This is a genomic window from Mesonia mobilis DSM 19841 (assembly GCF_000423405.1).
GTDB lineage: Bacteria > Bacteroidota > Bacteroidia > Flavobacteriales > Flavobacteriaceae > Mesonia > Mesonia mobilis.
On the sequence record NZ_AUHX01000001.1, the window covers coordinates 238,520 to 263,575 of the forward strand.

At 34.6% G+C, this 25,056-nt stretch carries 24 protein-coding genes; 11 read left to right on the plus strand and 13 right to left on the minus strand.

Translation table 11 applies throughout. From position 1 onward, the window contains the following. Window positions 1-39: 39 nt before the first annotated feature. Entirely contained in the window at window positions 40-1,017 is a 978-nt protein-coding gene (locus tag G551_RS0101040) for a transporter (protein ID WP_036243051.1), read from the minus strand. 103 nt (window positions 1,018-1,120) lie between these two features. Between G551_RS0101040 and G551_RS0101045 the strand changes: the two genes are divergently transcribed. Genes G551_RS0101045 through G551_RS0101060 form a run of 4 tightly spaced genes read left to right on the plus strand, consistent with a single transcriptional unit; the run spans window position 1,121 to window position 6,622 of the window. Next, on the plus strand, window positions 1,121-1,402 hold the full coding sequence (locus tag G551_RS0101045; protein ID WP_027883826.1) for a DUF4834 family protein: 282 nt from the start codon (window positions 1,121-1,123) through the stop codon (window positions 1,400-1,402). A 36-nt stretch (window positions 1,403-1,438) separates the two neighbouring features. Continuing rightward, window positions 1,439-3,865: a YfhO family protein gene (locus G551_RS0101050; RefSeq protein WP_027883827.1), complete on the plus strand. Its 2,427-nt coding sequence runs from the start codon at window positions 1,439-1,441 to the stop codon at window positions 3,863-3,865. Window positions 3,866-3,880: 15 nt separating this feature from the next. Further along, complete coding sequence (locus G551_RS0101055; RefSeq protein ID WP_027883828.1) at window positions 3,881-5,173, plus strand: glycosyltransferase family 4 protein; 1,293 nt, start codon at window positions 3,881-3,883, stop codon at window positions 5,171-5,173. Beyond that, a complete protein-coding gene (locus G551_RS0101060) occupies window positions 5,174-6,622 on the plus strand; it encodes a lipopolysaccharide biosynthesis protein (RefSeq protein WP_027883829.1) in 1,449 nt (482 codons plus the stop codon). Between the two features lie 169 nt (window positions 6,623-6,791). Here G551_RS0101060 and G551_RS0101065 read toward each other — a convergent pair whose 3' ends face one another. Together G551_RS0101065 and uvrA are read right to left on the minus strand one after the other, a co-directional pair. Next, window positions 6,792-7,871 carry a hypothetical protein gene (locus G551_RS0101065; protein ID WP_027883830.1) on the minus strand — a complete coding sequence of 360 codons (1,080 nt, stop codon included), beginning with the start codon at window positions 7,869-7,871 and terminating at the stop codon, window positions 6,792-6,794. A 477-nt stretch (window positions 7,872-8,348) separates the two neighbouring features. Then, entirely contained in the window at window positions 8,349-11,135 is a 2,787-nt protein-coding gene (uvrA, locus tag G551_RS0101070; RefSeq protein ID WP_027883831.1) for an excinuclease ABC subunit UvrA, read from the minus strand. A 246-nt stretch (window positions 11,136-11,381) separates the two neighbouring features. Here uvrA and G551_RS0101075 point away from each other — a divergent pair, with 246 nt between their 5' ends. Both G551_RS0101075 and G551_RS16620 read left to right on the plus strand, forming a co-directional pair. After that, a complete protein-coding gene (locus tag G551_RS0101075; protein WP_027883832.1) occupies window positions 11,382-11,972 on the plus strand; it encodes an RNA polymerase sigma factor in 591 nt (196 codons plus the stop codon). Between the two features lie 62 nt (window positions 11,973-12,034). After that, entirely contained in the window at window positions 12,035-12,184 is a 150-nt protein-coding gene (locus tag G551_RS16620; protein WP_169558798.1) for a hypothetical protein, read from the plus strand. Window positions 12,185-12,202: 18 nt separating this feature from the next. On the opposite strand, the gene G551_RS0101085 is transcribed toward G551_RS16620, so the two are convergent. Both G551_RS0101085 and G551_RS0101090 read right to left on the minus strand, forming a co-directional pair. Then, complete coding sequence (locus G551_RS0101085; protein WP_027883833.1) at window positions 12,203-12,883, minus strand: endonuclease III domain-containing protein; 681 nt, start codon at window positions 12,881-12,883, stop codon at window positions 12,203-12,205. A gap of 158 nt (window positions 12,884-13,041) precedes the next feature. Beyond that, window positions 13,042-14,400, minus strand: coding sequence for a hydroxymethylglutaryl-CoA synthase family protein (locus tag G551_RS0101090; RefSeq protein ID WP_027883834.1), 1,359 nt, complete (start codon window positions 14,398-14,400; stop codon window positions 13,042-13,044). A gap of 310 nt (window positions 14,401-14,710) precedes the next feature. Here G551_RS0101090 and bcp point away from each other — a divergent pair, with 310 nt between their 5' ends. Continuing rightward, window positions 14,711-15,166 (plus strand): thioredoxin-dependent thiol peroxidase, encoded by a 456-nt coding sequence (gene bcp / locus G551_RS0101095; protein WP_027883835.1) that lies wholly within the window; start codon window positions 14,711-14,713, stop codon window positions 15,164-15,166. A 79-nt stretch (window positions 15,167-15,245) separates the two neighbouring features. On the opposite strand, the gene aroB is transcribed toward bcp, so the two are convergent. Next, window positions 15,246-16,313, minus strand: coding sequence for a 3-dehydroquinate synthase (gene aroB / locus G551_RS0101100; RefSeq protein ID WP_027883836.1), 1,068 nt, complete (start codon window positions 16,311-16,313; stop codon window positions 15,246-15,248). A gap of 92 nt (window positions 16,314-16,405) precedes the next feature. Here aroB and G551_RS0101105 point away from each other — a divergent pair, with 92 nt between their 5' ends. From G551_RS0101105 to G551_RS0101115, 3 genes are all read left to right on the plus strand, one after another. Further along, a complete protein-coding gene (locus G551_RS0101105; protein WP_027883837.1) occupies window positions 16,406-17,596 on the plus strand; it encodes a proline dehydrogenase family protein in 1,191 nt (396 codons plus the stop codon). An 87-nt stretch (window positions 17,597-17,683) separates the two neighbouring features. Continuing rightward, window positions 17,684-18,673 (plus strand): YihY/virulence factor BrkB family protein, encoded by a 990-nt coding sequence (locus tag G551_RS15175; protein WP_036243053.1) that lies wholly within the window; start codon window positions 17,684-17,686, stop codon window positions 18,671-18,673. A 110-nt stretch (window positions 18,674-18,783) separates the two neighbouring features. Beyond that, complete coding sequence (locus tag G551_RS0101115; protein WP_027883838.1) at window positions 18,784-19,332, plus strand: type 1 glutamine amidotransferase domain-containing protein; 549 nt, start codon at window positions 18,784-18,786, stop codon at window positions 19,330-19,332. A gap of 56 nt (window positions 19,333-19,388) precedes the next feature. Here G551_RS0101115 and G551_RS0101120 read toward each other — a convergent pair whose 3' ends face one another. From G551_RS0101120 to G551_RS0101145, 6 genes are all read right to left on the minus strand, one after another. Further along, complete coding sequence (locus G551_RS0101120; RefSeq protein WP_027883839.1) at window positions 19,389-19,724, minus strand: DUF6787 family protein; 336 nt, start codon at window positions 19,722-19,724, stop codon at window positions 19,389-19,391. Between the two features lie 5 nt (window positions 19,725-19,729). After that, a complete protein-coding gene (locus tag G551_RS0101125) occupies window positions 19,730-20,140 on the minus strand; it encodes a DUF6146 family protein (protein WP_027883840.1) in 411 nt (136 codons plus the stop codon). 3 nt (window positions 20,141-20,143) lie between these two features. Next, window positions 20,144-20,914: a septal ring lytic transglycosylase RlpA family protein gene (locus tag G551_RS0101130; protein ID WP_027883841.1), complete on the minus strand. Its 771-nt coding sequence runs from the start codon at window positions 20,912-20,914 to the stop codon at window positions 20,144-20,146. Window positions 20,915-20,931: 17 nt separating this feature from the next. Beyond that, entirely contained in the window at window positions 20,932-21,882 is a 951-nt protein-coding gene (locus G551_RS0101135) for a D-2-hydroxyacid dehydrogenase (RefSeq protein ID WP_027883842.1), read from the minus strand. Between the two features lie 25 nt (window positions 21,883-21,907). Further along, window positions 21,908-22,975: a 3-phosphoserine/phosphohydroxythreonine transaminase gene (serC, locus tag G551_RS0101140; protein WP_027883843.1), complete on the minus strand. Its 1,068-nt coding sequence runs from the start codon at window positions 22,973-22,975 to the stop codon at window positions 21,908-21,910. A gap of 70 nt (window positions 22,976-23,045) precedes the next feature. Beyond that, on the minus strand, window positions 23,046-24,089 hold the full coding sequence (locus tag G551_RS0101145; RefSeq protein WP_027883844.1) for an acyl-CoA reductase: 1,044 nt from the start codon (window positions 24,087-24,089) through the stop codon (window positions 23,046-23,048). 66 nt (window positions 24,090-24,155) lie between these two features. Here G551_RS0101145 and G551_RS0101150 point away from each other — a divergent pair, with 66 nt between their 5' ends. Then, window positions 24,156-24,506, plus strand: a complete 351-nt coding sequence (locus G551_RS0101150; RefSeq protein WP_027883845.1) for a 4Fe-4S dicluster domain-containing protein — start codon at window positions 24,156-24,158, stop codon at window positions 24,504-24,506. 64 nt (window positions 24,507-24,570) lie between these two features. Here G551_RS0101150 and G551_RS0101155 read toward each other — a convergent pair whose 3' ends face one another. Further along, a complete protein-coding gene (locus G551_RS0101155; RefSeq protein WP_027883846.1) occupies window positions 24,571-25,053 on the minus strand; it encodes a hypothetical protein in 483 nt (160 codons plus the stop codon). Window positions 25,054-25,056 lie beyond the last annotated feature (3 nt).

The window sequence follows — 25,056 nt, forward strand, 5'->3', positions numbered from 1 at the left end:
CGGTTTTTTTTATAATTATTTTTTGAGGATTAAAAATAATTATTCAATCACTTCATCTTCAAAACCGTCTTCACGGTCTTCTTTTAGTTCTTCTTTTTTCTTATTGAGCTCTTTTTTCTCCTTTTTATCTTCCATGATGTATTCGTCGGTGTTATGCATATCGATTCGGTAAGAAACGCCTAGTGCAACTTGCCAGCGAGAAGGTGTATCTCTAAAATTCACTAAGCCGGAAATATCAACCTGAAAATCATCATTAAACAAATAAGCAGCTCCTAATCGAGCAATATCATCACTGTAAAAATCACTTTTTATAATTTGAGCTTCTGCAAAAAATGAAAGTTCTCGTGTATACGCATGAGTTAAGGTGAAAATCCCAGAGTAAGAAGGCACATCGGTACTAAATTTATCGCCTATAAAATTCATCACAAAAACCCATCTTCCTAAATTGTGTTGTGTGATTATGGCAACTTGTGGTGTTATCCCATCATTTTCGGGAGCGATAAAAGGGTTGTCGGCACTTCCGAAAAGTAAATTTAAACCGGCATACACAGAAACTGCAGGAATTAGATCACGCAACTGAAAAGTATTATCTGCCTTCCAACTATATAAATTTGGACCTTCTAGTACTCGTTTGCGATGCGGGTCGAAAACTAAATATTTTAATCCTAAAGTGTTGCTTTCAAAATTTCGATACGTGCTTTCTACATTAGATGCTCCAACAATATATCTTTGATTAGCATTTAAAAAGCTTCCGCTTAAATTAGCTTCTAAGCGCTCAACTAAAAAACCATACCTTACTTCATAATCTAAACCCCATAAGGTAGTTTCTGTATTGAGCAAGTCGTGATTATCTCTTCCTGCTCTTAAACCGGCTTCACCTTGCAAAACTCCATTTCCTACAGAAAAGGCTCCTTGTGATCTTCCGGGACGATTGGAGTTGATGGTTTCGGTGTATTGAGCAAATAAAAACTGACCGGTAAGCAATAAGCCGGCCGCTAAGAAGTTTTTCATCTTCATAAAGATTCGGTTTTGTTCAAATATAGAACAGTTTTTAGTAATTTTTATAGGTATTAATAAGTTTTTAATAGTAGTAATTAATAGTTTTGTAGAAAAAAGAATTATGCAAGAAGCATCATTAGTAGGTTTGATAAAAACGCTACTTATTATATTACTTATTTATTTTGGATTGAAGATTATTTTTAAATGGTTTGGCCCATTGATCTTGAAATATTTTATGAAGAAAATGGGAGAGAAGGCCTTTAAAGGATTTAGTCAAAACGGAGGTTTTCCAAACCAACAAACACAACAACGTACCGAAAATAATATCGATAAAAATTCAAAAAATAATAAGAAAGAAAAGAAACCTGTGGGTGAATATATCGATTACGAAGAAATTGATTAAATTCCCGTTTTTCTTATTTAGTTGAAGCAAAATTTTATGTCTATAAACTTTAAAAAAATTGTCCCGCATTTGTTCATCATTGCGGGATTTATCATTGCAGCACTTGCTTACTTTAATCCGGTTTTACAAGGAAAAGTAATTTTTCAAAGTGATATTACTCAGTATATTGGGATGTCTCACCAAAACAAAGAGTTTAAAGAAGAAGCAGGTGAAGAAAGTTATTGGACAGATGCCGCCTTTGGCGGAATGCCTACCTACCAATTAGGTGCAGAATATCCTTACAATTACATTAAACAATTAGATAGAGCTTTACGCTTTTTACCACGCCCGGCAGATTACTTATTTCTTTATTTTATTGGGATCTATATTCTCTTTCTAAGTTTGAAAATAGATTACAGATTAGCAGCGCTTGGCGCATTAGCATTCGGTTTTTCAACTTATTTAATTATTATTTTAGGGGTCGGTCATAATGCAAAAGCGCACGCTATTGCTTATATGCCAATTGTTTTAGCAGGAATAATTCTCACTTTTCGTCAAAAATACCTTTGGGGCGGATTGTTACTTACCTTGGGAATGGCACTTGAAATTAATGCCAACCACTTCCAGATGACGTATTATTTATTGCTGTTAGTGATTGTTTTAGGTATCGCTTATTTAGTCGATTTTATTCAGAAAAAGCAACTAAAAGAATACTTTACAGCAATTGCGGTGATGATTGTGGCTGTGGTTATTGCTATTGGAACCAATGCGACCAATATTTTAGCCACAAAAGAATATGCAGATTTTAGTACGCGTGGCGACACCGGACTTACAATTACGCCAAACGGAGAACAACAAAACAATTCTGCCGGACTTTCTTACGATTATATCACGGAATATAGCTACGGAATTTCGGAAACCTTCAACTTGTTCATTCCGCGATTTATGGGAGGTTCGAGCGCAGAGAAATTAGGTAAAGATTCAAATCTTTATAATGAATTATTAAAATTAGGAGCCAATCCGCAACAAGCTTTAGATTTTGCAGATTCGGCACCGACCTATTGGGGAAATCAAACCTTTATTGGTGCGCCGGCTTACATTGGCGCAGTGGTGATTTTCCTTTTTGTATTGGCTTTATTCTTAATAAAAGGCCGATTTAAATGGTGGATCGTCGGTGGTTCAATTTTAGCTTTATTACTTTCTTGGGGCGATAATTTTGCTCCGCTTACAAAGTTTTTTATCAATACCATTCCGTTGTACAATAAATTTAGAGCAGTTTCTTCGATACAAGTAATTTTAGAGTTATGCTTGCCGCTAATGGCGGTTTACGGACTTCATAAATTTTTCAGTAATAAAAGAACAGATGAAGAAAAAGAGCACGCCTTAAAATGGGCAGCGATGATCACTGGCGGTTTAGCGCTTTTATTTTTAGTGGCAAAATCAATGTTTTTCGATTTTGTTGGCGCACAAGACCGACAGTATTTACAGCAAATAGGTCAAGGATTTGTAAGAGCTTTAAAAGAAGATCGTAAAGCAATTTTTAATGCCGATACCTTTAGAAGTTTAATTTTTGTGCTTTTAGCAGCAGCATTAATTTGGGCATATTTAAAAAATAAAGTGAATAAAGGATTAGCGATTGGTGGTCTCGCTTTATTAATCGTAATCGATTTGGTGGGCGTTGACCGCCGTTACGTAAATAATGATGATTTTGTGCAAGAGCGCCAAATGAAAAAACCTTTTAAAGCGAACAATGCCGATCAAGAAATTTTAAAAGACGATGGTCATTATCGCGTATTAGATTTTTCGGGAAGTCCTTTAAATTCGGCTAGAGCTTCATATTTTCATAAATCTTTAGGAGGTTATCACGCTGCAAAACCGGGACGAATACAAGAGTTATTCGATTTTTATATTTATGAAGGCAATCAGCAGGTATTAAATATGCTGAATACCAAATACATCATTCTAACAAATCAAGGGCAGGTCATGGTGCAACCTAATCCCGAAGCTAACGGAAACGCTTGGTTTGTAGACGAAGTAAAATTTGTTGATAATGCCAATGAAGAAATGTTGGCTTTAGATAGTTTAAATACTAAACAAACCGCAATTGTAAATAAAAAGTTTTCAGCTGAAATTCCGCAGCAACAATTCTCAGCAGATTCGACGGCTCAAATTCAGTTGAAATCTTATCAACCTAACGAATTGGTGTATTCTTATTCAACTCAAAAAGAGCGCTTAGCTTTATTTTCTGAAATTTATTATCCGCACGGTTGGAAAGCCACTGTAGACGGAGAAGAAGTTTCAATTTTACAGGCTAATTATGTGCTACGAGCAGCCATGTTACCAGCAGGAAATCACGAGATCGTTTTTAAATTTGAACCGGAAGTAATTCAAACCGGAAGTACAATTACCATCGTAAGTGGCGGAATTCTGTTACTTTTACTTATTGGTGGTTTGGTGATCACTTTCGGAAGAAAATCGGCTTAAAACTAATTTTGTGCAATGCAAAAGGTACTTATTATCACGTATTATTGGCCACCTGCGGGCGGTCCCGGCGTGCAACGTTGGTTAAAATTCGTGAAATATTTACGAGATTTTAAAGTTGAACCTATTGTTTACATTCCTGAAAATCCGCATTATCCCATTATTGATAAAAGTTTTGAAGCTGAAATCCCTAGCGGAATTACGATTGTAAAACAACCGATAAAAGAACCTTATCAGCTCGCCGGAATCTTTTCTAAAAAAGAATCGAAAACCATTAGCTCCGGAATTATAAAAGATGAAAAGCAGCAAGGTTTTTTACAAAAAATGATGCTTTGGGTACGTGGTAATTTATTTATACCCGATGCGCGCATGTTATGGGTAAAACCTTCGGTGAGGTTTCTTTCAGCTTATTTAAAAGAAAATACTATTGAAACGATTATTACTACCGGACCGCCGCACAGTTTGCATTTAATTGGTAAACAACTCAAAGAAAATTTAAAGTTGAATTGGATCGCAGATTTTCGTGATCCGTGGACGAAAATTGGTTACCATCAAAAGTTGAAATTAACCAAAGCTTCGCAACAAAAACATCTTCGCTTAGAACGAGAAGTTTTAGAGACCGCAGATCATATTTTAACGACGAGTTTTACGACGAAAAAAGATTTTTCAAAAATCACTAAGAAGCCGATTTCCGTGATCACCAATGGTTTTGATGATGATGAAGTGGAAGAAGTAGTGCTAGCTGAAAAATTTAGACTTTCTCATATCGGTTCGTTACTTTCAGAACGAAATCCGCAAGAACTGTGGAAAGCTTTGCAGGAACTGGTCACAGAAAAAGAAGATTTTGCGAAAGATCTTGAATTGGTTTTTGCCGGTAAAGTAAGTGAAAGTGTGGTTTCTTCCATTAAAGAGCATCATCTGGGAAATTATTTAATTGAAAAAGGTTATTTATCGCACGAAGAATCGTTAATTCAGCAAAGAAAAGCACAAATTTTATTGTTGATCGAAATTGATAAAGAAGAAACACAAGGCATTATACCCGGGAAGTTTTTTGAATATGTAAAAGCCAATCGACCTATTTTGGCGATGGGACCAAAAGACTGGGATGTGATTCAATTATTAGAAGAAACGCAAGCCGGAAAGTATTTCAACTATACTTCAAAAGAAGAAATAAAACAGCAAGTTTACGCTTGGTACCAAGAATATAAGTCGGGAAAATTGAGGGTAAATTCTTCCGAAGAGAAAATTGAGCAATTCCACCGAAAAAAATTAACTGAGAAATTGGCAAATGTCATTCAACAATTTAACTAAATGGGAATCGTTTTAAAGCAATCGTTCAACAATATTTTAACCACTTACTTGGGCTTTGCCGTCGGTGCGTTAAACGTGTTGTTTTTGTATCCCAATTTTTTAGTTCCCGAACATTACGGGCTTATCACATTTTTGCTTTCGGCAAGTACGTTGGTTTGGCCATTAATGGGTTTTGGTGCGCCAAATACCTTGATTAAATTTTATACCGCTTGCCACTCTGATAACGACAAAAACCGATTGTTAACGACGATGCTCGTGATTCCTCTAATTGTAAGTGCAATTCTAGGGATTTTGGGCGTTGTATTCTATCAAGCTTTACTTAATTATTTTGAAAGCAATCAAGCTGTTCAAAATTATATTGGGCTCATATTTATTATTAGTGTGGCGATCTCTTATTTCGAATTGTTTTATGCTTGGGCAAAATTGACCTACAAAAGCGTGTTTGGCAATTTTATGAAAGAGGTTTTTCATCGAGTAGGAGTTACTTTTTTATTGCTTGGCGTTTACTTCGATTATATTGGTTTAGAAGGTTTTATTTACGCGCTCACCGGAATTTATATTTTAAGAATGTTTATTTTAATGGTTTATGCATTTAAATTGCTTCCGCCGAAATTAGACTTTCGATTGCCCGATAATTTTTCACGCGTCGCAAAATATTCTTTTTTAATATTAATTGCGGGTTCTATTTCGACGGCTTTACTCGATTTAGATAAGGTGATGATCGAGCATTATTTACCTATCGAACAGGTTTCGGTTTATGCGATTGCAGTGTATGTAGCCTCGGTAATTGCCGTGCCTTCGCGAGCGATGAAACAAATAGCCATGCCGATTACCGCCATGTTTCTTAATAAAAACAAGAAACAAGAATTGGCGAAACTTTACAAGCAAACTTCGGTGAGTTTGTTGTTGGTGAGCGGACTCATTTTTACATTGATCATCACTAACGTTGAACAGTTGTATGAATTGATTCCGGACGAATATCAAATTGAAACGGGGATTATTATTTTTCTCTGCGGAATTAAACTTTACGAAAACTTTTTAGGCAATTGTAACAGTATTCTTTTCAATTCAGATTATTACCGTTTGGTGTTAATGATCGGGGTTGGTGTTGTGATTTTGGCCATTATTTTTAATATCGTTTTTATCCCAAGATTAGGAATGTGGGGCGCGGCGATCGCTACATTTTCAACCTTCTTTGCCTTTTTTAGTGTGAAGTTATTTTTGGTCTATCAAAAGTTTCATATGCATCCGTTTACTTCAAAAACGCTACCGATCACAGGATTAATTATTGTGAGTTGCTTGGTGTTTTATTTTTGGAGTTTCGATATTTATCCGTTTTTAAGTATTGCGATTAAAGGAATTTTAACTACCGTTTTATACGCGATCACCGCTTTTAAATTGAATTTATCTGAAGAGCTTACGCAATTTCTTCAGCAGCGAAAAAAGTAAATTTTTAATTTATTTCTTCACTCTGAATTTGATTAACAGCATTTAATCTTTGATCTTAGAGCGTCGTTTTCAGCTTTTTTAATTCTCTTGATTTTCGATGAAAAAAGAAACCCCTTTCATCCTTAACCGAAGTCAATTCTGAAAGGGGAAAAAACTAACCAACCAAAAACTATCTTACTCGAGAAGAACGCGAAGCATTATTTGTTCTGCTTCTAGCATTATCTGCCGTACTTCTTGAAATATTTCTTGTATTAGATGTACGAGATTTTACTTGCTGTGGTTTTCTGTTACTCGTACTTCTTGCATTTGTATTTTGTGATCTCGATCTAGTTGAAGCTGAAGAAACACGAGACTGTTTATTTTGTTGAACAGTTCTATTATTTGCGTTTCTGTTGCTTTTTCTAGTAGGAGTTCGATCTACCGTACTCATCGATCTTTGATCGTTTCTTCTTATTTCTCTGGTATTCGAATTTCTAGTAGTTACCGCTTTATTTCTAGCATTCGAATTGGAGCGAGTAGCCGTAGCGTTTGTTCTCGTTCTAGTTGAATTGTTATAAGCTAATTCACGTCTAGTATTTGTTCTCGTACCTCGATTATAAGTAGTAACTCGTTGTGACGGTCTGTAAAAATTACTTCGACTTCTGCTATTTACGTTATAATGTTTTTTATAATTTCTATAAGTAACTCGTGTTGGTCGGTAATAAGTTCGGTAAGGTCTGGTGTAAACAACACATCTCGATCTTACAGGAACCGAATAATATCGGTGCCAAGGTCTATACACATAACCTCGATTATACACATTTATATATCCTGAAAAATGAGCAAAACTACCGTAGTTATTGTAATAGATATTTAAGCCACCAACTCGTGCTAAACGTCCAAAATTGTTATAATAGATTTGCGTATTACCTGCCTGAATTATTCTACCGTAATAATCGTAATAAACAGGGATCGATTCAATTTGAATAACCGCACCATAATCATCGTATTGCACGTAAGGATCGTAATTATAGCCACTGTTGTAACTAATATTTACATTTGGTGTATTTATATTGAAATTGAAATTATTTCGGTGTTGGTAGTAAAAATCAAACTGACCATCTGGATAAATAGCAAATTCTACATTTCTTTCTACGAAAATAATAGAAGAACCATATCCATAATTATAAGTCGTGGCGTTCGACTTGTTTTCAGCGGAAGCAGTTAACCCAACAAAAGCTAACATGACTAAGGTGATTAAATTTTTCATAATTATGGAATTTTAAGTTAATATGTTTTTTAGAAAACAAACTGCGTGCCATAATTTTAAAGTATTGATTATCATTAATATAATAAGGTTTTGAAGTTCTTTTTTATAAATGAAAATTAAACTGAATAAAAAAATGAGATCTTAAGTTAAGTTTAGGATGACGAAATCTTATGAAGTTGAACTTATTATTTTATTGAATGTCCGCAATAAATCATAATGAAGTGTCGTCACCCTGAACTTGATTCAGGGTCTCATCACAATAGATTGTTTTAATACATTATGAGATTCCGGATCAAGTCCGGAGTGACGAAAAAAACGAATTACTATAAATTACAGATAATCAACTTTTTTATAAAAAAACAGAAAACCCTTAAGCGAATGCCTAAGGGTTTTCCAACTAACCAACCAAAAAATTAATTATGATGTAAACGAATTACATCGATAATTACTTTTATATATTTCAATTACTATGCCAAGTTATAGTTTCTCTTTAAGATATTTGGCAGTATAAGATTTCTTGTTTTTTGCAACTTCTTCGGGCGTTCCGGTAGCAATTAAATAGCCGCCATTTTCTCCGCCATCAAGACCTAGATCGATCACGTGGTCTGCACATTTTACTGAGTCCATATTGTGTTCGATCACAATTACAGAATGACCTTTTTCAATTAAAGCATAAAAAGATTTTAATAGCTTTTGTATATCGTGAAAATGAAGTCCGGTCGTAGGTTCATCAAAAATAAATAGGGCTTTGTCTTTTGTAGTTCCTTTACCTAAGAAAGAAGCGAGTTTTATACGTTGCGCTTCACCACCAGAAAGGGTAGAAGAGCTTTGCCCCAAAGTAACATACCCTAAACCAACATCTTGTAAAGGCTGTAGTTTCTTTTTAATTTTAGATTCATTATGTTTTTTGAAGAAAACAATAGCATCATCAATCGTCATATTCAACACATCGTCGATGGTTTTATCTTCGAATTTTACTTCTAAGACTTCTTTTTTGAAGCGTTTACCGTGGCAGGTTTCACATTCTAAATGAACATCGGCCATAAATTGCATTTCAATGGTCACTTCACCTTCACCTTTACAGGTTTCACATCTTCCGCCATCAACATTAAAACTGAAATGTTTCGCTTTAAAACCTCTAACTTTCGCTAAATTTTGACTTGCAAACAGGTTTCGAATATCATCGTAAGCTTTAATGTAAGTAACCGGGTTAGATCGAGAAGAACGACCAATTGGGTTTTGATCGACAAACTCGACGTGTTTGGTATTGCTGAATTTTCCTTCAATTTTAGTTAGCTGACCAACTTTTTCTCCATAACCGCCGGTTTCTTTCAGAATAGAAGGATAAAGCAGACGTTTAACCAACGTACTTTTACCACTACCTGAAACTCCGGTCACTGCCGTAAAAATCCCTAACGGAAATCGAACATCTATATTTTTAAGGTTATTTTCTCTAGCGCCAATAATATCGATGTAATATTTAAAATCCCGACGTTTTTTGGGGACTTTAATTTCCATTGAATGATTTAGATATTGAGCCGTTAGCGATTTTGATTTTAAGATATCATCGTAATTTCCGGTAGCGACCACTTCACCACCTAAAGTTCCTGCTTCCGGACCAATATCTATAATTTCATCAGCGGCTTTCATGATATCTTCGTCGTGTTCAACTACGATCACCGTGTTACCTAAATCTCGAAGATCTTTTAAAACGCCAATAAGTTTCTCGGTGTCTTTTGGGTGCAAACCGATCGAAGGTTCATCTAAAATATACATCGAACCGACTAAACTACTCCCTAACGAAGTTGCTAAATTAATACGTTGTGATTCTCCACCAGAAAGTGTATTTGATTTTCGGTTAAGCGTTAAATAATCTAAGCCAACATTAGAAAGAAAAGCTAAACGGTTGTTGATTTCTTTCAATAAACGTTTCGCAATATGCTCGTCGTGTTCACTTAATTCTAATTTTTTGAAGAATTCTGCAACTTTATCTAAAGGCTTTTCAACGAGATCGGTAATTGGCGAGCCACCAACTTTTACATAGTTGGCTTCTTCTCGCAGGCGTTTTCCTTTACAAACTGGACACTTGGTTTTTCCGCGGTAACGAGAAAGCATTACCCGATTCTGAATTTTATATGCTTTGGCTTCTAATTCTTCAAAAAATTCAGTTAAACCGGTAAAATAGCGATTACCATCCCAAAGCAATTGTTTTTGTGCTTCTGTTAGATCGTAATAAGGTTTATGGATTGGAAAGTTGAATTTATGTGAATTATTGACCAACTGATTTTTATACCAACTCATACTCTCGCCACGCCAAGGGAAAATCGCTTCATCGTAAATAGAAAGTGAAGTGTTAGGCACGATTAAATCTATATCTAAACCAATTACATCGCCATAACCTTCACATTTTGGACAAGCGCCGTAAGGATTATTAAAACTGAATAAATGAACATTGGGTTCGTTAAACGTGATGCCGTCTAATTCAAATTTATTACTGAAATGTCGCGTTTTTTTGTCGGCCAATTTTTCTATGAAAAGTTCTCCTTTACCTTCATAAAACGCTGCTTGAATAGAATCTGCCAACCGATTATAAAAATCTTCATCATCTTTTTTAATAATCCGGTCAACGACGATAAAAGCTTCTTCAGACTTTATATTTTTTAAGTTCGCTTCATCAATTCGACTTACTTCATCTTTAATTTTTATTCGGCTATAACCTTGCTGATTTAAGACTTTCACTTTTTCTTCTAAGCTTCGGCCTTTTTCAACCAGAATAGGAGCGAGGAGTAATAATTTTTCACGCTCCGGAAAATCTTTTATGTAATTTACTACATCGGTGACCGTATCTTTTTTTACTTCATCACCAGAAACGGGAGAAAATGTTTTCCCGATACGAGCGTAAAGCAATTTTAAATAGTCATAAATTTCTGTTGAAGTTCCTACGGTCGAACGCGGATTGGTAGAATTTACTTTTTGCTCAATCGCAATTGCCGGCGCGATCCCTTTTATATAATCTACTTTAGGTTTATCTAAACGACCTAAAAACTGTCGAGCGTACGAAGATAAACTTTCTACATATCGACGCTGACCTTCGGCATACAAGGTATCGAAAGCTAAACTCGATTTCCCTGAACCGGAAAGCCCAGTAATCACCACCAATTTATTTCTTGGGATTACCGCATTTATATTTTTTAAATTATGGAGCTTAGCGCCCTTAATAATGATATTTTCCTTCGGGTTTACTTGAGCAATATCTGGAGTCATATCTGTTTTTAGAATAATTTACAAAGATACTTAATCTATATGGGCTTGTAAAGTAGGAGTATGATTATACAAATGTTAAAATTTTTAACTTGTTTGTATTTGTTAAAAATATGTTGTTATATTTAGCTTTTTCAAACAAACCCCAATAAATCTAAGCGCCTATATAGCACAGTTACTTCAAATTAAAATTTATTAACCCTAAGTTTAATTGACTTAAGATTTTTCTTAAGAATTGAGGTAACCACTATGAAAAAAATCGAAACTACTACAGACGCGACCCTTGTTAGGCAGTATTTAGACGGAAGTGAAGACGCACTTTCTAAATTAATTAACAGACACCAACAACGTATTTACAATTTTATTTTCTCGAAAGTTTTTGATCGAGATATCACCGAAGATATCTTTCAGGATACTTTTATTAAAGTAATTCGAACGCTTAAACGAGGTAAATACAACGAAGAAGGGAAGTTTTTACCTTGGGTAATGCGTATTGCTCATAATTTAGTGATCGATCATTTCAGAAAAAATAATCGTATGCCTAAGTTTGACAATAGTGGCGATTTCAATATTTTTTCAGTTTTACACGATGAAGATCTAAATGCTGAAAAATTAATGGTGAAAGACCAGATCGAAAGTGATGTACGCGAGCTTATTAAAGAATTACCGGAAGATCAAAAAGAAGTTTTGGTGATGCGTATTTATAAAGATATGAGCTTTAAAGAAATTGCTGAACGTACCGATGTAAGCATTAATACAGCCTTAGGTAGAATGCGTTACGCGCTCATTAACTTACGTAAAGTTATCGATAAGCATAATATTGTGCTCACAAAATATTAAGCTGATACAATAAGGCGTTTTTTTTATCGTTATTATGATGATACTAACAAAAAACGTCGCTAATGGCAAAACTTTACCTCAACGAATCACCCAATGAAAAGGTGGAAAAACTAGGACCAAAAAAAGAAACCATCAAGTTTCTTTTAAATTATTCGAAAGCACTCCATGTGCTCGATGGTAAGCATTTGCAATATGAAAACTTACTTAACTAAAAAATAAAACCCGTAAAGTTATTTACGGGTTCTTTTTTGCTTTTTATTCAGGTTTTCTTCGTAGGCTTTTAAAACCGACTTTCTGCCGATGGTTTTGGTAATCATATCATTTTCCAACTTCCAACCGCGAGCAGGAGAATATTCTCGACCATACCAAATAATTTGTAAGTGAAGTTTATTCCATAATTCTTTTGGGAATAAGCGTTTAGCATCTTTTTCGGTTTGCTGTACGTTTTTACCGTTCGATAAATTCCAACGGTACATTAATCGGTGAATATGCGTATCTACAGGAAACGACGGAACATCGAAAGCTTGCGCCATTACAACGCTGGCGGTTTTGTGACCAACGGCAGGCAAACTTTCTAAAGCTTCCATATCTGCAGGAACTTCACCATTATATTTTTCAATTAAAATTTCTGAAAGTCCGTGAATACCTTTCGATTTCATCGGTGAAAGTCCGACGGGTTTAATAATTTCTCGAATTTCTTCAACACTAAGTTTTATCATTTGGTAAGGGTTATCGGCTCTTTCAAAAAGAAGCGGCGTAATTTGATTCACCTTTACATCGGTACTTTGGGCTGAAAGTAAAACTGCAATTAATAAGGTATAAGGATCTTTATGATCTAACGGAATCGGGATCTTTGGGTAAGTTTCTTCCAGCGTATCGATCACAAATTGCACTTTTTCAGCTTTTGTCATTTTTTAGGTTGAATTAAAAATTTGTATCTCAAAAATATGAATTTTGAATTTATTCGGTAAGCGTTGAATTGAACTTGTTTCAGAAATAAAAAAACGTCAACTCAAATTCTATTCAAGTTGACGTATCTTTTATATTTGTATTGAATTTGAACCTAAATCTATTTTACCCATTTATAATAACGAGCACCAATTAAATTAGGTTTTTCAGTTTCTATACTTTCTAAAATCCATTCTTTTTGAGGAGAAAGCACACTTGCTGTTTTTTCTTTTTTATGCAGCTGATGATAGGTTTCAATATCGATAGATTTAGATTTTTCTAGCGTTTCAAAAAGTGCTTGCTTTTCAATAACTTTTTCCCAACCTTCAACCAATTTTCCTTCAAAAACTTTCGATTTGGCTCCGCTTCCGTAAGCAATAAAACCAAGTGTTTTTCCGGTTAAATCTTCACCTTTTTCGTAATAATTGCAAAGCGTAGAAAGCATTCCCATAAACATTGAAGCCGTGTACATATTCCCGATAAGTGAAGATGCGCGTTCTGCCGGCGCAAATTTTTCAGCAACAAAAGCACGGTATTCTTCAGATTTACTTAAAGCTTTAAGTTTTGAGAAATATTCAGGATCTTCTTTTTGGTATGTTTTCGCTAATTCAGGATGATCTGCCGCATAAATTTCAGCAAACATACGACGTGCCTGAAAAGAGTAGGGAAGATGCATGATAATTGCTTTCCAAGAATCGTATAAAATTCCTTCTTCAGCTTTTAATTTTTTAAACTGAAAGTAAGCATCGGTCGTACGTTCAATATAACAATCGTTAGAATATTGCCCGTCAAAGACCGGTTGCTCTTTAAAAATTTCAATTTCACTTTCTAAAACACCTTGCCAAGCTTCATTATTGGTAATCCCGATATTTTCTTTTCTTACGGTACGATGTGGTTTAAAGAAATCGAAAACACCTTTCGTACTCACCGAAAAATTATTTTCAACCTCCATTAAACGCGGATCTTTACTCATCAATAAAGCTACAGCGCCAGCTCCTTGTGTATATTCTCCGGTAGATTCTAAGTCGTATTTCGCAATATCGGTACAAATCACGATCGCTTTTTTCTCGGGATTAGCGCGAACAAAATCTAAACAGTTATGGAAGGCATCAACGCCACCAATACAAGCAAATGTAAAATCTACGGCATCGCAATGGGTGAATTTGTGTTCACCAAAATAATCATCCATCATTCCGACTAAATACGAGCCGATAGGCTTAGAAGCATCGATCCCACTTTCTGAACCCACGTAAATACGGTGAATGTCTGAAGGCTGAAGTTGTTCTTGCTCGATAAGCTTAGTTAGCGCATTGGCAGCAAAAACAATTGCGTCTTGATGCACATCTGGTAACGCCATATTAATGAGCCCGAGGCCTTTTTCTAATTTTGCCGGCTCGATATTTCTGGCAATCGCTAAGTTTTTTATAGGTAATTGAATTTTCGGTATATCGTAACTTAGGCTGTCTATTCCTATTTTCATGGGTAGAATTTATCAACTGAAAAACTTGAAATCATTAAAGAAATCAAGCTTTTAACAAACGGTTATTGGCTTACGAATTTATTATGCTGAAGTATTTTAAACAAGTAAATTTTAGCCTAATTGCTTATATTTATTGACCTCATAAGGAAACTATTCTTTTTCTGAATTATATTGAATTTAGTAGTTTGATTTAAGTATTGTTTTGAATTTTTAATAGTAAAACAAGCTCTAAATCTTTCTAAAATTCTTGTAAATACTCGCCAATGTTTATATTTTACCGCGACTTAACATAGAAAAACAGATTTAAGCTATGACAACATTAAAAGCAGGAGATGCAGCTCCAGAATTTTCAGCTAAAGATCAAGACGGAAATGTACACGAATTAAAAGATTATAAAGGAAAGAAATTAGTGGTTTTCTTTTACCCGAAAGCAAGTACACCGGGTTGTACGGCAGAAGCTTGTAATTTACGTGATAACTGGGAAGTCTTTCAGGAGAAAGGTTACGAAATTTTAGGAGTAAGCGCAGATTCTGCCAGAAGACAAACCAATTTTAAAAATAAGCACGAATTGCCTTTCCCACTTTTAGCAGATGAAGAGAAAGAAGTGATCAACGCGTTTGGTGTTTGGGGACCTAAAAAGTTTATGGGGAAAGAATACGACGGCATTCACCGAACTACTTTTATTATCAACGAAGAAGGAAAAATAGAAGAAGTGATCGGGAAAGTGAAAACCAAAGCTCACGCCGAACAAATTTTAGGCGAATAGTTTATTATTTTATAATGAAAAGTATGTGATTCCGGATCAAGTCCGGAATGACGTTTTAAAGAGTTTCATTAAACTAATATTATTCCGCGTAGTAAGCGAAAGCTTGATAAATAACATCATTTGGGACAGTGCAATCTATTTTGCATTGTCCTATTTTTTCTAAGAGCACAAAATTGATGTTCCCGTGACTATTTTTCTTATCGTACTTCATTAATTCGATAATTTGCTCGATATCCTTTTCTGTAAAACTTACTTTTTCAAATGTTTGTAGCAATACCGATTTAATTTCTGCAACCTCTTCGTGAGGTAAATTGGTAATTCGGTTAGAAATGTAAGCGGCAAGAATCATTCCGATCGCAATGGCTTCTCCGTGTAAAAGCGTTTTCTTTTCAGTATTTGTTAGAAAATACGATTCGATAGCGTGACCTAAGGTATGTCCGAAATTTAAGGTTTTACGAATGCCGTCTTCATTTAGATCTTCAGTAACCACATTATTTTTAATGATGACGCTTTCATAAATAAGTTGCTCTAAATCGGCTAAAGAAAGCTGAGAGAGATCGCTCATTTTCTTCCAATAAGCTTGGTCTTGAATTAAACCGTGTTTCAGCATTTCAGCTAAACCACTTTTCATTTGATTCTGCGGAAGCGTTGCCAAATAGCCTACATCAATCAAGACCATTTCAGCATTGCTAATTAAACCAATCTGATTTTTTAAATTTCCTAAATCTACGCCGGTTTTTCCGCCAACGGAAGCATCAACCATTGCTAAAAGTGTGGTGGGAATATTAATGTAAGCTATACCGCGTTTAAAAGTACTGGCTACAAAACCTCCCAAATCTGTTACAACGCCGCCACCAAGATTCAGTAGTAACGATTTTCTGTCGGCATCCAACTCAGATAATGTTTGCCAAACTCCGTTACAAGTCTCAATGGTTTTGTGTTCTTCGCCGGCTTCAATCTCAATAATTTCAATAGTTATATCGGTTTCTAATTGCTGAAGAAAAAATGATGTACAATTTGTTTGGGTATGCTCATCGACCAATAAAAACAACTTAGAAGGTTGATTTTCTTTGATATAGGTGTTGAGTTGTGAATAAACCTCTTGACCGAAAACTATAATATTATTAACAGATTGAATTGATTTCATTAAAATATTCGTTAAATGTGATTCGAAATTACTTAGAAAATTCAAAATATTGTTATTTCGAACAGTATATTTGCGAAAAATTTAAAACTTCGATGGTTACAAAAATCTTTAATAATACGAAGCGTGCTTTTGCTTTAAAAAGTGATAAAGAATTAAAAAAGGCCTTATTTATTTTCGGGATGATGAATCGGCCAACCTTAGTTGCAGTAGGTACCCGAATGACTAATTTGGCTCTTAAATTAAATTTACCGGTAGATGGTTTAATTAAGAAAACTATTTTTGAAATGTTTTGTGGCGGAGTGAGCATGAAAGACTGTGAACCGGTAATGGAAAAAATGTATAAAATGCACGTACATAGCGTGCTCGATTTTTCTAAAGAAGGTGAAGATGTCGAAGAAGTTTTTGACGAGACTTTAAAAGTTAAAAAAGATATTGTAGAATTTGCAAATGGTAAAAAACAAATACCGTTTACAGTTTTCAAGCCCACAGGAATCGGTCGTTTCGAAATTTGGGAAAAAGTTTCTTCTAAAGAAGAATTAACCAAAGAAGAACAAGAAGAATGGGATCGTGTTAGAAATCGTGTAGATGAGATATGTAAATTGGCATACGATTTAGATACGCGTATTTTAGCCGATGCAGAAGAATCTTGGATGCAAGATGCTGCCGACGATCTATTAGAAGAAATGATGTCGAAGTACAATAAAGAGAAAGTAATTGTTTATAATACGTTACAATGTTACCGTTGGGATCGACTTCAGTATATTAAAGATCTACATAAAAGAGCAAAAAATAAAGGCTTTAAAGTAGGAGCGAAGATCGTGCGTGGCGCTTATATGGAAAAAGAAAATGCACGCGCAGAGAAAATGGGATATCCTACACCAATTTGTGAAGATAAAGAGGCAACCGATGTAAACTTTAATGCCGTACTTTATTATGCGATGCAAAACTTAGAAGATATTTGGTTATATATAGGTACTCACAATGAGGTAAGTACATATCTTACTATGCAATTGATGGATGAGAAAGGAATAGACAAACGTGATGAACGCATTTGGTTTAGTCAGTTATTCGGGATGAGTGATCATATTACTTTCAATTTAGCTTTAAACGGATTTAACGCTGCTAAATTAGTCCCATTCGGTCCGGTGAAAGATGTAGTTCCATATTTAATTAGAAGAGCGCAAGAAAATTCTTCAGTAAAAGGACAAACCGGTCGTGAGCTTGCGTTGTTAAGAGAAGAACAAGATCGTAGAGATGGAAATTTTACAAAAACAATTGCTTAGTTACAAAGACAATGATATAGTTAAAAATAATCTTAATTATGTATTAAATCCCGTCATTACAATGATGGGATTTTTTATTTTGGCTTTATGCTTAAGAAATACTTCAAACTCATAAAAAACACTTATAGCGAATGGATGAAAAACGATCCGTTCGAGCAAAGTGCGGTAATTGCTTATTATACATTATTCTCACTTCCTTCATTATTAGTAATTGTTATTACGATCGCCGGTTATTTTTATGGGCGTGAAGCAGTACAAGATAAAATTACTTCAGAAATAGGAATGTTTATTGGTGAAGGCACTGCCGAAGCAATTGAAACAATGATCTCTAACGCATTTTTAGAAGGTGGCTCCATTCTAACCATTTTATTTGGTATCGGTATGCTGCTTTTTGGGGCAACAGGAGCATTTTTTCAACTTAAAAAGGCAATGAATAAAGTTTGGGGAGTTCGACCTAAGAAAGAGAATTTTAAAATGATATTACTCGACCGAGCGATCTCATTAGGAATGATCTTAGTGATCGGATTTATGCTTTTGGTGTCATTAGTAATTTCAGCAATTATACAAGCACTAGGTAATTACCTACAAAGTTTTGCTCCAGAAATCACATCGTTTGCCTTATCAACTTTTAACTTTTTGATTTCTTATATATTTATCGGAGCTATTTTTGCGGGAGTCTTTAAACTGCTTCCAGATATTAGAATTGGTTGGAAGGTAACTTTTACCGGAGCTTCAATAACAACCATACTTTTTCTAGTAGGTGAATTTTTGCTTGGTTTTTACTTTGGCCAGAGCGATCCAACTTCAGTTTATGGCGGTGCATCTTCAGTCATCTTAATTTTACTTTGGGTTTTTTATTCTTGTTTAATTATGCTTTTTGGGGCAGAATTTACCGTGCAGTATGCTTTATTTAGAGGCTATACCATAAAACCGAATAGTTTAGCAGAACCTGCTGAACGACAAGAATTAGAAGAGTTAAAAGAACGCGAAGAAGAAATAAAAAAAAAGAGTGAACTTTTAAAAGAATTAGAAGCAGAAGGTCCCGGTGAACATGCCGATGAAGAATTTAAGAATTAATAAAGTTTAACGTACTCAGTTTAAGCTTTATCACATCTTTAATACAAGAGCAGATCGTAATTTTTTATTTTTGAGTTGAAAAGAAAAATTAATTAAAACTAAAAATTGTTATGGACAAGAAAATTGCAATTCTAGCAACCGACGGATTTGAAGAAAGCGAATTTACTTCACCTAAAGAAGCGATGGAAAAAGAAGGCTTTCAAGTAGATGTAGTAAGCTTAAAAGCAGGAAAAATTAAAAGTTGGGATGTAGATAACTGGGGAAAAGAATTTGATGTAGATAAAACCATCGATGAGGTTTCTGCAAAACAATACAATGCTTTAGTCTTACCAGGTGGCGTAATTAATCCGGATACTTTAAGAACTAACGAAGAGGCACTTGTTTTTGTAAGAGACTTCTTCAAACAATCTAAACCGGTAGCAGCTATTTGCCACGGACCGCAAACTTTAATTAATGCAGATGTAGTTGAAGGAAGAACACTAACTTCATTCCCATCGATCAAGAAAGATCTAGAAAACGCAGGAGCGCTTTGGGTAGACAAAGAAGTTGTGGTAGACGAAGCTTTTGTAACCAGTAGAAATCCTGATGATTTACCGGCATTTAATGCGAAATTAATTGAAGAAATTAAAGAAGGTAAGCACGAATTACAACACGCGTAATTTTAGAAAGTAATTGATTTTAAAGAAATCCGTGGTAGAAATACTGCGGATTTTTTTTATTTCTGAATACTATTTTTAAATAAATGACCGCCGCTAAGTCTATTCAGCATTTTCTTTTCGAAATTCCAGAAAAATTTGAATTGTCCAAAAATTGTCCCGATCACAATTAATAAAACTTGATAGAAAGGAAAGATCAAGAGGATTCGAAGTAAATAATACCCCAAACCACCAAAAAAGAAATCTTCACCAAAATGACTTCGATCTAGATTAATAAATTCTAAAAAAGGTTTTGCAACATATACCGATGAAGATCCTGTAATAGCAAAAACAATAAAAATAATTACAAGCTGAAAATTAGAGTGAATACCCCATTTTTCTTTTAATTTTCGCATAGAGCTTACCTCAAGTTTTGATTGTATTCTTTCTGAAAGAATAAGAAATAATGAAAAAGTAAATAATTTACTTCGTAACCGTAATCGGTATCGTATTGATAATCGATTTGCTGCGGATAAAGTCCTGAAGCAGCATATTGAGAATTGATCACACGATTATTATACGCTACTACATATCGCCAGTTTTTTTGCTCTAAATAACTTTGGCTGTAATAACCTCTTGGCCGTTGTGTAGCTAACCAAGAATTAAAACCGGGTTCAAAAATAATGATCTCATAATCTAAACTATCGTTAGCAATTCTAAGCGTATCGTTTTCTACTTGGGTAGAAGAAGCAGTTTGCTCTGAAGCTTTTTGAGTTCCAGAGCAAGCTGCAATCATTAACAAAATACTTATGATAACGATAAGATTCTTCATCTTTTATTCTTGAAGTGCTTTAAAATCGATAATAAAACTACCCGGATATTTTTTAGAAACTTTATCTCTAAAACGTTCCGCTTGGTCTCTGTTATTGAATTTACCTAAAATTAAGCTATAAACCTTAATGCTTTGCACGGTTTTAACCTGTACCGTTACATCTTTTTGATAACTAATTTTAAGGTTATCTGCCAAACGAATTAAATTAGCAACTTCTTGAAAACTACCTATTTGAACTCCAAACCAATCAGGTTCAATACGTTCAATGTTCAGCTCATAAAACTCATTAGGTTCTACATTACTTACTGCTGAAGTATTGGTTGAAGTTGGAGTAGTGGTCGTTGTTTCTTGATTATTGGTAGCACCTTCATTACCGGTAGCAACGGTTTCTTCAGGTATTCCTAAATCGTCGATAGTGTCGTTGGCGTTACCAACTACTTCTATAACCACATCGGTAACACCAATAGGTACATACCCCAGTTTTTGTGCTGCAGATTTTGATAAATCGATAATTCTTCCACTTACAAAAGGTCCGCGGTCGTTAATTTCAACAATAACAGTTTTATTATTGGCTAGATTGGTCACTCTTACTTTGGTACCAAAAGGTAAATGCCGGTGTGCTGCTGTTGCTTTATTATGGTAATATTTAACTCCGCTGGCGGTTCTTCTTCCTTCAAATTTATCGGCATAAAAAGAAGCTTTTCCCGTTTGTACTTGGGCAAAACTAATAAGACTTACAAATATGAAGCAAAGTGTGATTAAGAATTTCTTCATTATCAAAAAAGGTTGGTTTAGTTTAAAATTTCTATAATTTGACTGGCTAACTCGATACCAATTCTGTCTTGCGCTTCGTTGGTAGATCCACCAATGTGCGGACTTAACGAAATATGCGGACTCATTAAAATCTTAAGTTCAGGCTTTGGTTCAGATTCAAAAACATCTAAACCTGCAAAAGATAACTTCTTGTTATCAAGAGCTTCAACAAGCGCCACTTCATCTATTACTCCACCACGTGCTGCGTTAATTAAACCGGCACCGTCTTTCATCATTTCTATTTCTTTTTTACCGATCACGTATTCTTTTTGCGCAGGAACGTGAAGTGTAATAAAGTCAGCTTGTTTTAATAGCTCTTCTTTGCTAATGGTTTTAATTTTGAAATCTACGGTTTGCCCATCGAAGAAATCTAATTCGATCGTTGCTTCTTCTAAAAATGCATCGGCAGCAATCACCTTCATCCCTAAACCAAGAGCAACTTTTGCGGTAGCTTGACCAATACGACCAAAACCAATGATCCCTAATGTTTTTCCTTTTAGTTCAACTCCTTTAGCGTAGCTCTTTTTAAGCTCTTTAAATTTACTTTCACCTTCTAAAGGCATATCGCGGTTGGCATTTTTAAGAAAACGAACACCGCTTAATAAGTGTGCAACAACTAATTCTGCCACACTAGCTGAAGAAGCTGCCGGCGTGTTGATTACTTTTACGCCTTTTTCTTTAGCATATTCTACATCGATATTATCTAAACCAACGCCACCACGACCAATAATTTTAAGGTCTGGACAAGCATCGATAATATCTTTTCTTACTTTGGTCGCGCTTCTTACCAAGATTACATCAACCTTATTTTCGTTGAGATAGTTAATTAATTGTTCTTGTGCTACTTTGGTAGTGATTACTTCAAAACCGGCACTTTCTAATTTATCGATTCCGCTTTGAGAAACGCCATCGTTTGCTAATACTTTCATTATAATGTTGTTGTGTTTGTTTAATTTAAGCTTGTGTTTCTAACTCTTTCATCACGTTTACCAATGTCTGAACGCTCTTTAAAGGTAAGGCATTATACATTGATGCTCTATAACCGCCAACGCTTCGGTGACCGTTAATACCGTTAATATGCGCAGCTTTTGCTAAATCTTCAAAAAGATCTTTATATTTTTCATCTTTTAAGTTGAAAGTGGCGTTCATCATCGAACGATCTTCAACGGCTGCAAAACCTTCAAATAAAGGATTTCTATCTATTTCATTATAAATAAGCGCAGCTTTTTCTTCATTTAATTTTTGAATACCTTCAACACCGCCTTTTTCTTTTAACCATCTTAACGTTAACATTGAAGTGTAAACCGCAAAAACCGGTGGCGTATTGAACATACTGTCTTTACCAATATGGGTTTGGTAATCTAACATTGATGGGATTTCGCGTGAAATTTTCCCTAAAATATCTTCTTTAACTACTACTAGAGTTGTTCCTGCAGGTCCCATATTTTTTTGTGCTCCCGCATAAATAATGCTGAATTTAGAAAAATCTAATTTTCTACTGAAGATATCACTACTCATATCGCAAACCATTGGGATTCCGCCGGTGGTAGGGAAATCTTTGATTTGCGTACCAAAAATAGTGTTGTTGCTCGTGCAGTGAAAATAATCTGCATCGGCAGGAACGCTATAATTTTTAGGAATATAGTTGAAGTTTTTATCTTTAGAAGAGGCAACTTCTTCCACTTCGCCAAAAAGTTTTGCTTCTTTAATGGCTTTAGAAGACCAAGTTCCTGTATTTAAATAAGCAGCTTTTTTTTCTAATAAATTGTAAGCAGCCATTAAAAACTGAGTGCTCGCACCACCTTGTAAAAATAAAGCTTTGTAACCTTTACCTTCTAAACCAAGAAGTTCGATAGCTAATTTTTGAGCTTCATCCATAACCGCGACAAAATCTTTACTTCGGTGAGAGATTTCTAATATAGATAAACCGGAATTATTGAAATTTAATACGGCTTGAGAGGCTTGTTCAAATACACTTTGTGGCAAGATGCAAGGTCCTGCGCTAAAATTGTGCTTTTTCATAAATTTTTATTTTGTTGTATCATAAGAAAGCTAAAATTACAAAGTATCTCAACTTTAAAAAAGCTTATTCTTATAAATTTAATAGGAATTGTATCGTGTCTACATTATCTGCAAAATCTGATAACTTTGGCTGTTGTGTTTTGCCAAATTCTATATGATTTGGCTGTAAATTTTGCGAAACTATACATTGAATATTTTCTTCTTGTTCGGTCAATTTTGAATTTAATTCTTCTAAACTCGAATATTTCTCGTAAAATAATGTAGCAATGGGAGAGGAGAACGACTCGTCTTCCTTCAGAATTAAAAATCCGTTATCAAAAAGTTTAAATTCACTCATTAAATAAACCGCTTTGTTGTAATCATAATTATTAGCGTATTTATTTTGATTGATAATCGGGTTCCACTCATAAATGGCTTGAAATAATTTTTCAAACTGAAAATCTTCAGGAATAAATATTTTGGAAACATTGCGACAACCTAAACCGTAATATCTAAAAATATCATCACCTAGCGGAGCTAATTCTTCTTTCGATTCATCACCGGTTATAATAGCAACAGAATTTCTGTTTTTTCGAATAATATGAGGATATTTAGAAAAATAATATTCAAAATAACGAGCGGTATTGTTGCTTCCGGTAGCGATCACGGCATCAAAATTTTCTAATTTTTCTTTCGTAAATCTTATTTTTTCACGGAAAGCTTCGTTTTGCTGAATTAAAAATTCAACCAACACCGGTAATAATTGTTGATCGTCTTTCGATTGTTTGATCAAAATATTATTCCCCGTAATTAAAACGGAAAGAAAATCGTGAAAACCAACTAACGGAATATTTCCCGCCATAATCACTGCGACTGTTTTCGCAGGTTTTTCTTCAAGATCATAAGCCGCTAACCATTCATTTAAATTTTCAGTCGTAAGCGCTGCTGCCCATTGCTGTAAAGAAAAATAAATATTCTCTTTGGTAAACCAACCATTGTAATGAATAGAAACTTCTGTTTTTTCCTGAAGTTGTCGATATAGATCTTTATGTTCTTCGGAATAAATTTCGTTTGTGAAATCGTTTAAAAACTTACCTAATTCAATAAATGCTTCTTTACGTTCTTCTAGCGTCATATTATTTGGTTATCTATGCGAATGGCTTTATTTTTGTGCAAAGTTACGTAAACTAAAAAGAAAAAAATGGCTATAATTATAACAGACGAATGCATAAATTGTGGAGCTTGTGAACCAGAGTGTCCCAATACCGCAATTTATGAAGGAGCAGACGATTGGAGATATGCAGATGGTACCGATCTAGAGGGTGACGTAGTTTTACCTAGCGGAAAAGAGGCTAATGCAGAAGAAGCTCAAGAGCCAATTAGCGATGAGTTTTACTATATTGTTCCCGATAAATGTACAGAATGTAAAGGTTTTCACGAAGAACCACAATGTGCGGCAGTTTGCCCGGTAGATTGTTGTGTTCCTGATGAAGATCACGTTGAAGAAGAAGAAACTTTACTGGCGAAGCAAAGTTTTATGCACCACGAATAAAAATTAGATACAAAAAAAGCCTCTGAAATTTCAGAGGCTTTTTTTATTTAGTTTATATTTTAAATTACTCTAAGTTATATTTCTTTAAGTAAACAGAATCTGAATCTGGATCGTAACTTTCAACGATAAAATTACCGTCGTTATCAAAATAACCAAAAGAGTTTTCATTTTCTTTAGCTAAAATATAAAATTCACGGTCCGGCATTTTTCTAATTTTACCGTACATTTTTTCTTTTCCGTCTTTTTTAGACATCATGGTATATCCGTTCTTGTCGGGTTGAATGGTAAACATTTCGTTACCGGTACTAAATGTTGTTGATTCAGTAATTTTAACCGGTTTTCTACTTACCGCTTGGTTAGTTTCATTATTATTTTCTACCTGTAATTTTTGATTAGCAGTGTATTTTTGCTCTTTAACTGCAACTTCTTCACCTTTAGAAGATTTTACTTTGGTTTTAGTAATTACGGTTTTCGACATTTTATCTTCATTTTGGGCAAAACCAAAAGTAAACGATAGTATGGCTAAACTTAAGATTAACTTTTTCATTAT

Excerpts from the sequence above, each read along its gene's own strand:
- G551_RS0101150 (WP_027883845.1), top strand. The coding sequence starts at position 24,156 with ATGGCTATAATTATAACAGACGAATGCATAAATTGTGGAGCTTGTGAA.
- G551_RS0101135 (WP_027883842.1), bottom strand. The coding sequence starts at position 21,882 with ATGAAAGTATTAGCAAACGATGGCGTTTCTCAAAGCGGAATCGATAAA.
- G551_RS0101125 (WP_027883840.1), bottom strand. The coding sequence starts at position 20,140 with ATGAAGAATCTTATCGTTATCATAAGTATTTTGTTAATGATTGCAGCT.
- G551_RS0101065 (WP_027883830.1), bottom strand. The coding sequence starts at position 7,871 with ATGAAAAATTTAATCACCTTAGTCATGTTAGCTTTTGTTGGGTTAACT.
- G551_RS0101105 (WP_027883837.1), top strand. The coding sequence starts at position 16,406 with ATGGTTACAAAAATCTTTAATAATACGAAGCGTGCTTTTGCTTTAAAA.
- G551_RS0101085 (WP_027883833.1), bottom strand. The coding sequence starts at position 12,883 with ATGACAAAAGCTGAAAAAGTGCAATTTGTGATCGATACGCTGGAAGAA.
- G551_RS0101115 (WP_027883838.1), top strand. The coding sequence starts at position 18,784 with ATGGACAAGAAAATTGCAATTCTAGCAACCGACGGATTTGAAGAAAGC.
- G551_RS0101040 (WP_036243051.1), bottom strand. The coding sequence starts at position 1,017 with ATGAAGATGAAAAACTTCTTAGCGGCCGGCTTATTGCTTACCGGTCAG.
- G551_RS0101145 (WP_027883844.1), bottom strand. The coding sequence starts at position 24,089 with ATGACGCTAGAAGAACGTAAAGAAGCATTTATTGAATTAGGTAAGTTT.
- G551_RS0101130 (WP_027883841.1), bottom strand. The coding sequence starts at position 20,914 with ATGAAGAAATTCTTAATCACACTTTGCTTCATATTTGTAAGTCTTATT.
- serC (WP_027883843.1), bottom strand. The coding sequence starts at position 22,975 with ATGAAAAAGCACAATTTTAGCGCAGGACCTTGCATCTTGCCACAAAGT.
- bcp (WP_027883835.1), top strand. The coding sequence starts at position 14,711 with ATGACAACATTAAAAGCAGGAGATGCAGCTCCAGAATTTTCAGCTAAA.
- G551_RS0101155 (WP_027883846.1), bottom strand. The coding sequence starts at position 25,053 with ATGAAAAAGTTAATCTTAAGTTTAGCCATACTATCGTTTACTTTTGGT.
- G551_RS0101090 (WP_027883834.1), bottom strand. The coding sequence starts at position 14,400 with ATGAAAATAGGAATAGACAGCCTAAGTTACGATATACCGAAAATTCAA.
- uvrA (WP_027883831.1), bottom strand. The coding sequence starts at position 11,135 with ATGACTCCAGATATTGCTCAAGTAAACCCGAAGGAAAATATCATTATT.
- G551_RS0101055 (WP_027883828.1), top strand. The coding sequence starts at position 3,881 with ATGCAAAAGGTACTTATTATCACGTATTATTGGCCACCTGCGGGCGGT.
- G551_RS0101050 (WP_027883827.1), top strand. The coding sequence starts at position 1,439 with ATGTCTATAAACTTTAAAAAAATTGTCCCGCATTTGTTCATCATTGCG.
- G551_RS0101045 (WP_027883826.1), top strand. The coding sequence starts at position 1,121 with ATGCAAGAAGCATCATTAGTAGGTTTGATAAAAACGCTACTTATTATA.
- G551_RS0101075 (WP_027883832.1), top strand. The coding sequence starts at position 11,382 with ATGAAAAAAATCGAAACTACTACAGACGCGACCCTTGTTAGGCAGTAT.
- G551_RS15175 (WP_036243053.1), top strand. The coding sequence starts at position 17,684 with ATGCTTAAGAAATACTTCAAACTCATAAAAAACACTTATAGCGAATGG.
- G551_RS0101120 (WP_027883839.1), bottom strand. The coding sequence starts at position 19,724 with ATGCGAAAATTAAAAGAAAAATGGGGTATTCACTCTAATTTTCAGCTT.
- G551_RS16620 (WP_169558798.1), top strand. The coding sequence starts at position 12,035 with ATGGCAAAACTTTACCTCAACGAATCACCCAATGAAAAGGTGGAAAAA.
- G551_RS0101060 (WP_027883829.1), top strand. The coding sequence starts at position 5,174 with ATGGGAATCGTTTTAAAGCAATCGTTCAACAATATTTTAACCACTTAC.
- aroB (WP_027883836.1), bottom strand. The coding sequence starts at position 16,313 with ATGAAATCAATTCAATCTGTTAATAATATTATAGTTTTCGGTCAAGAG.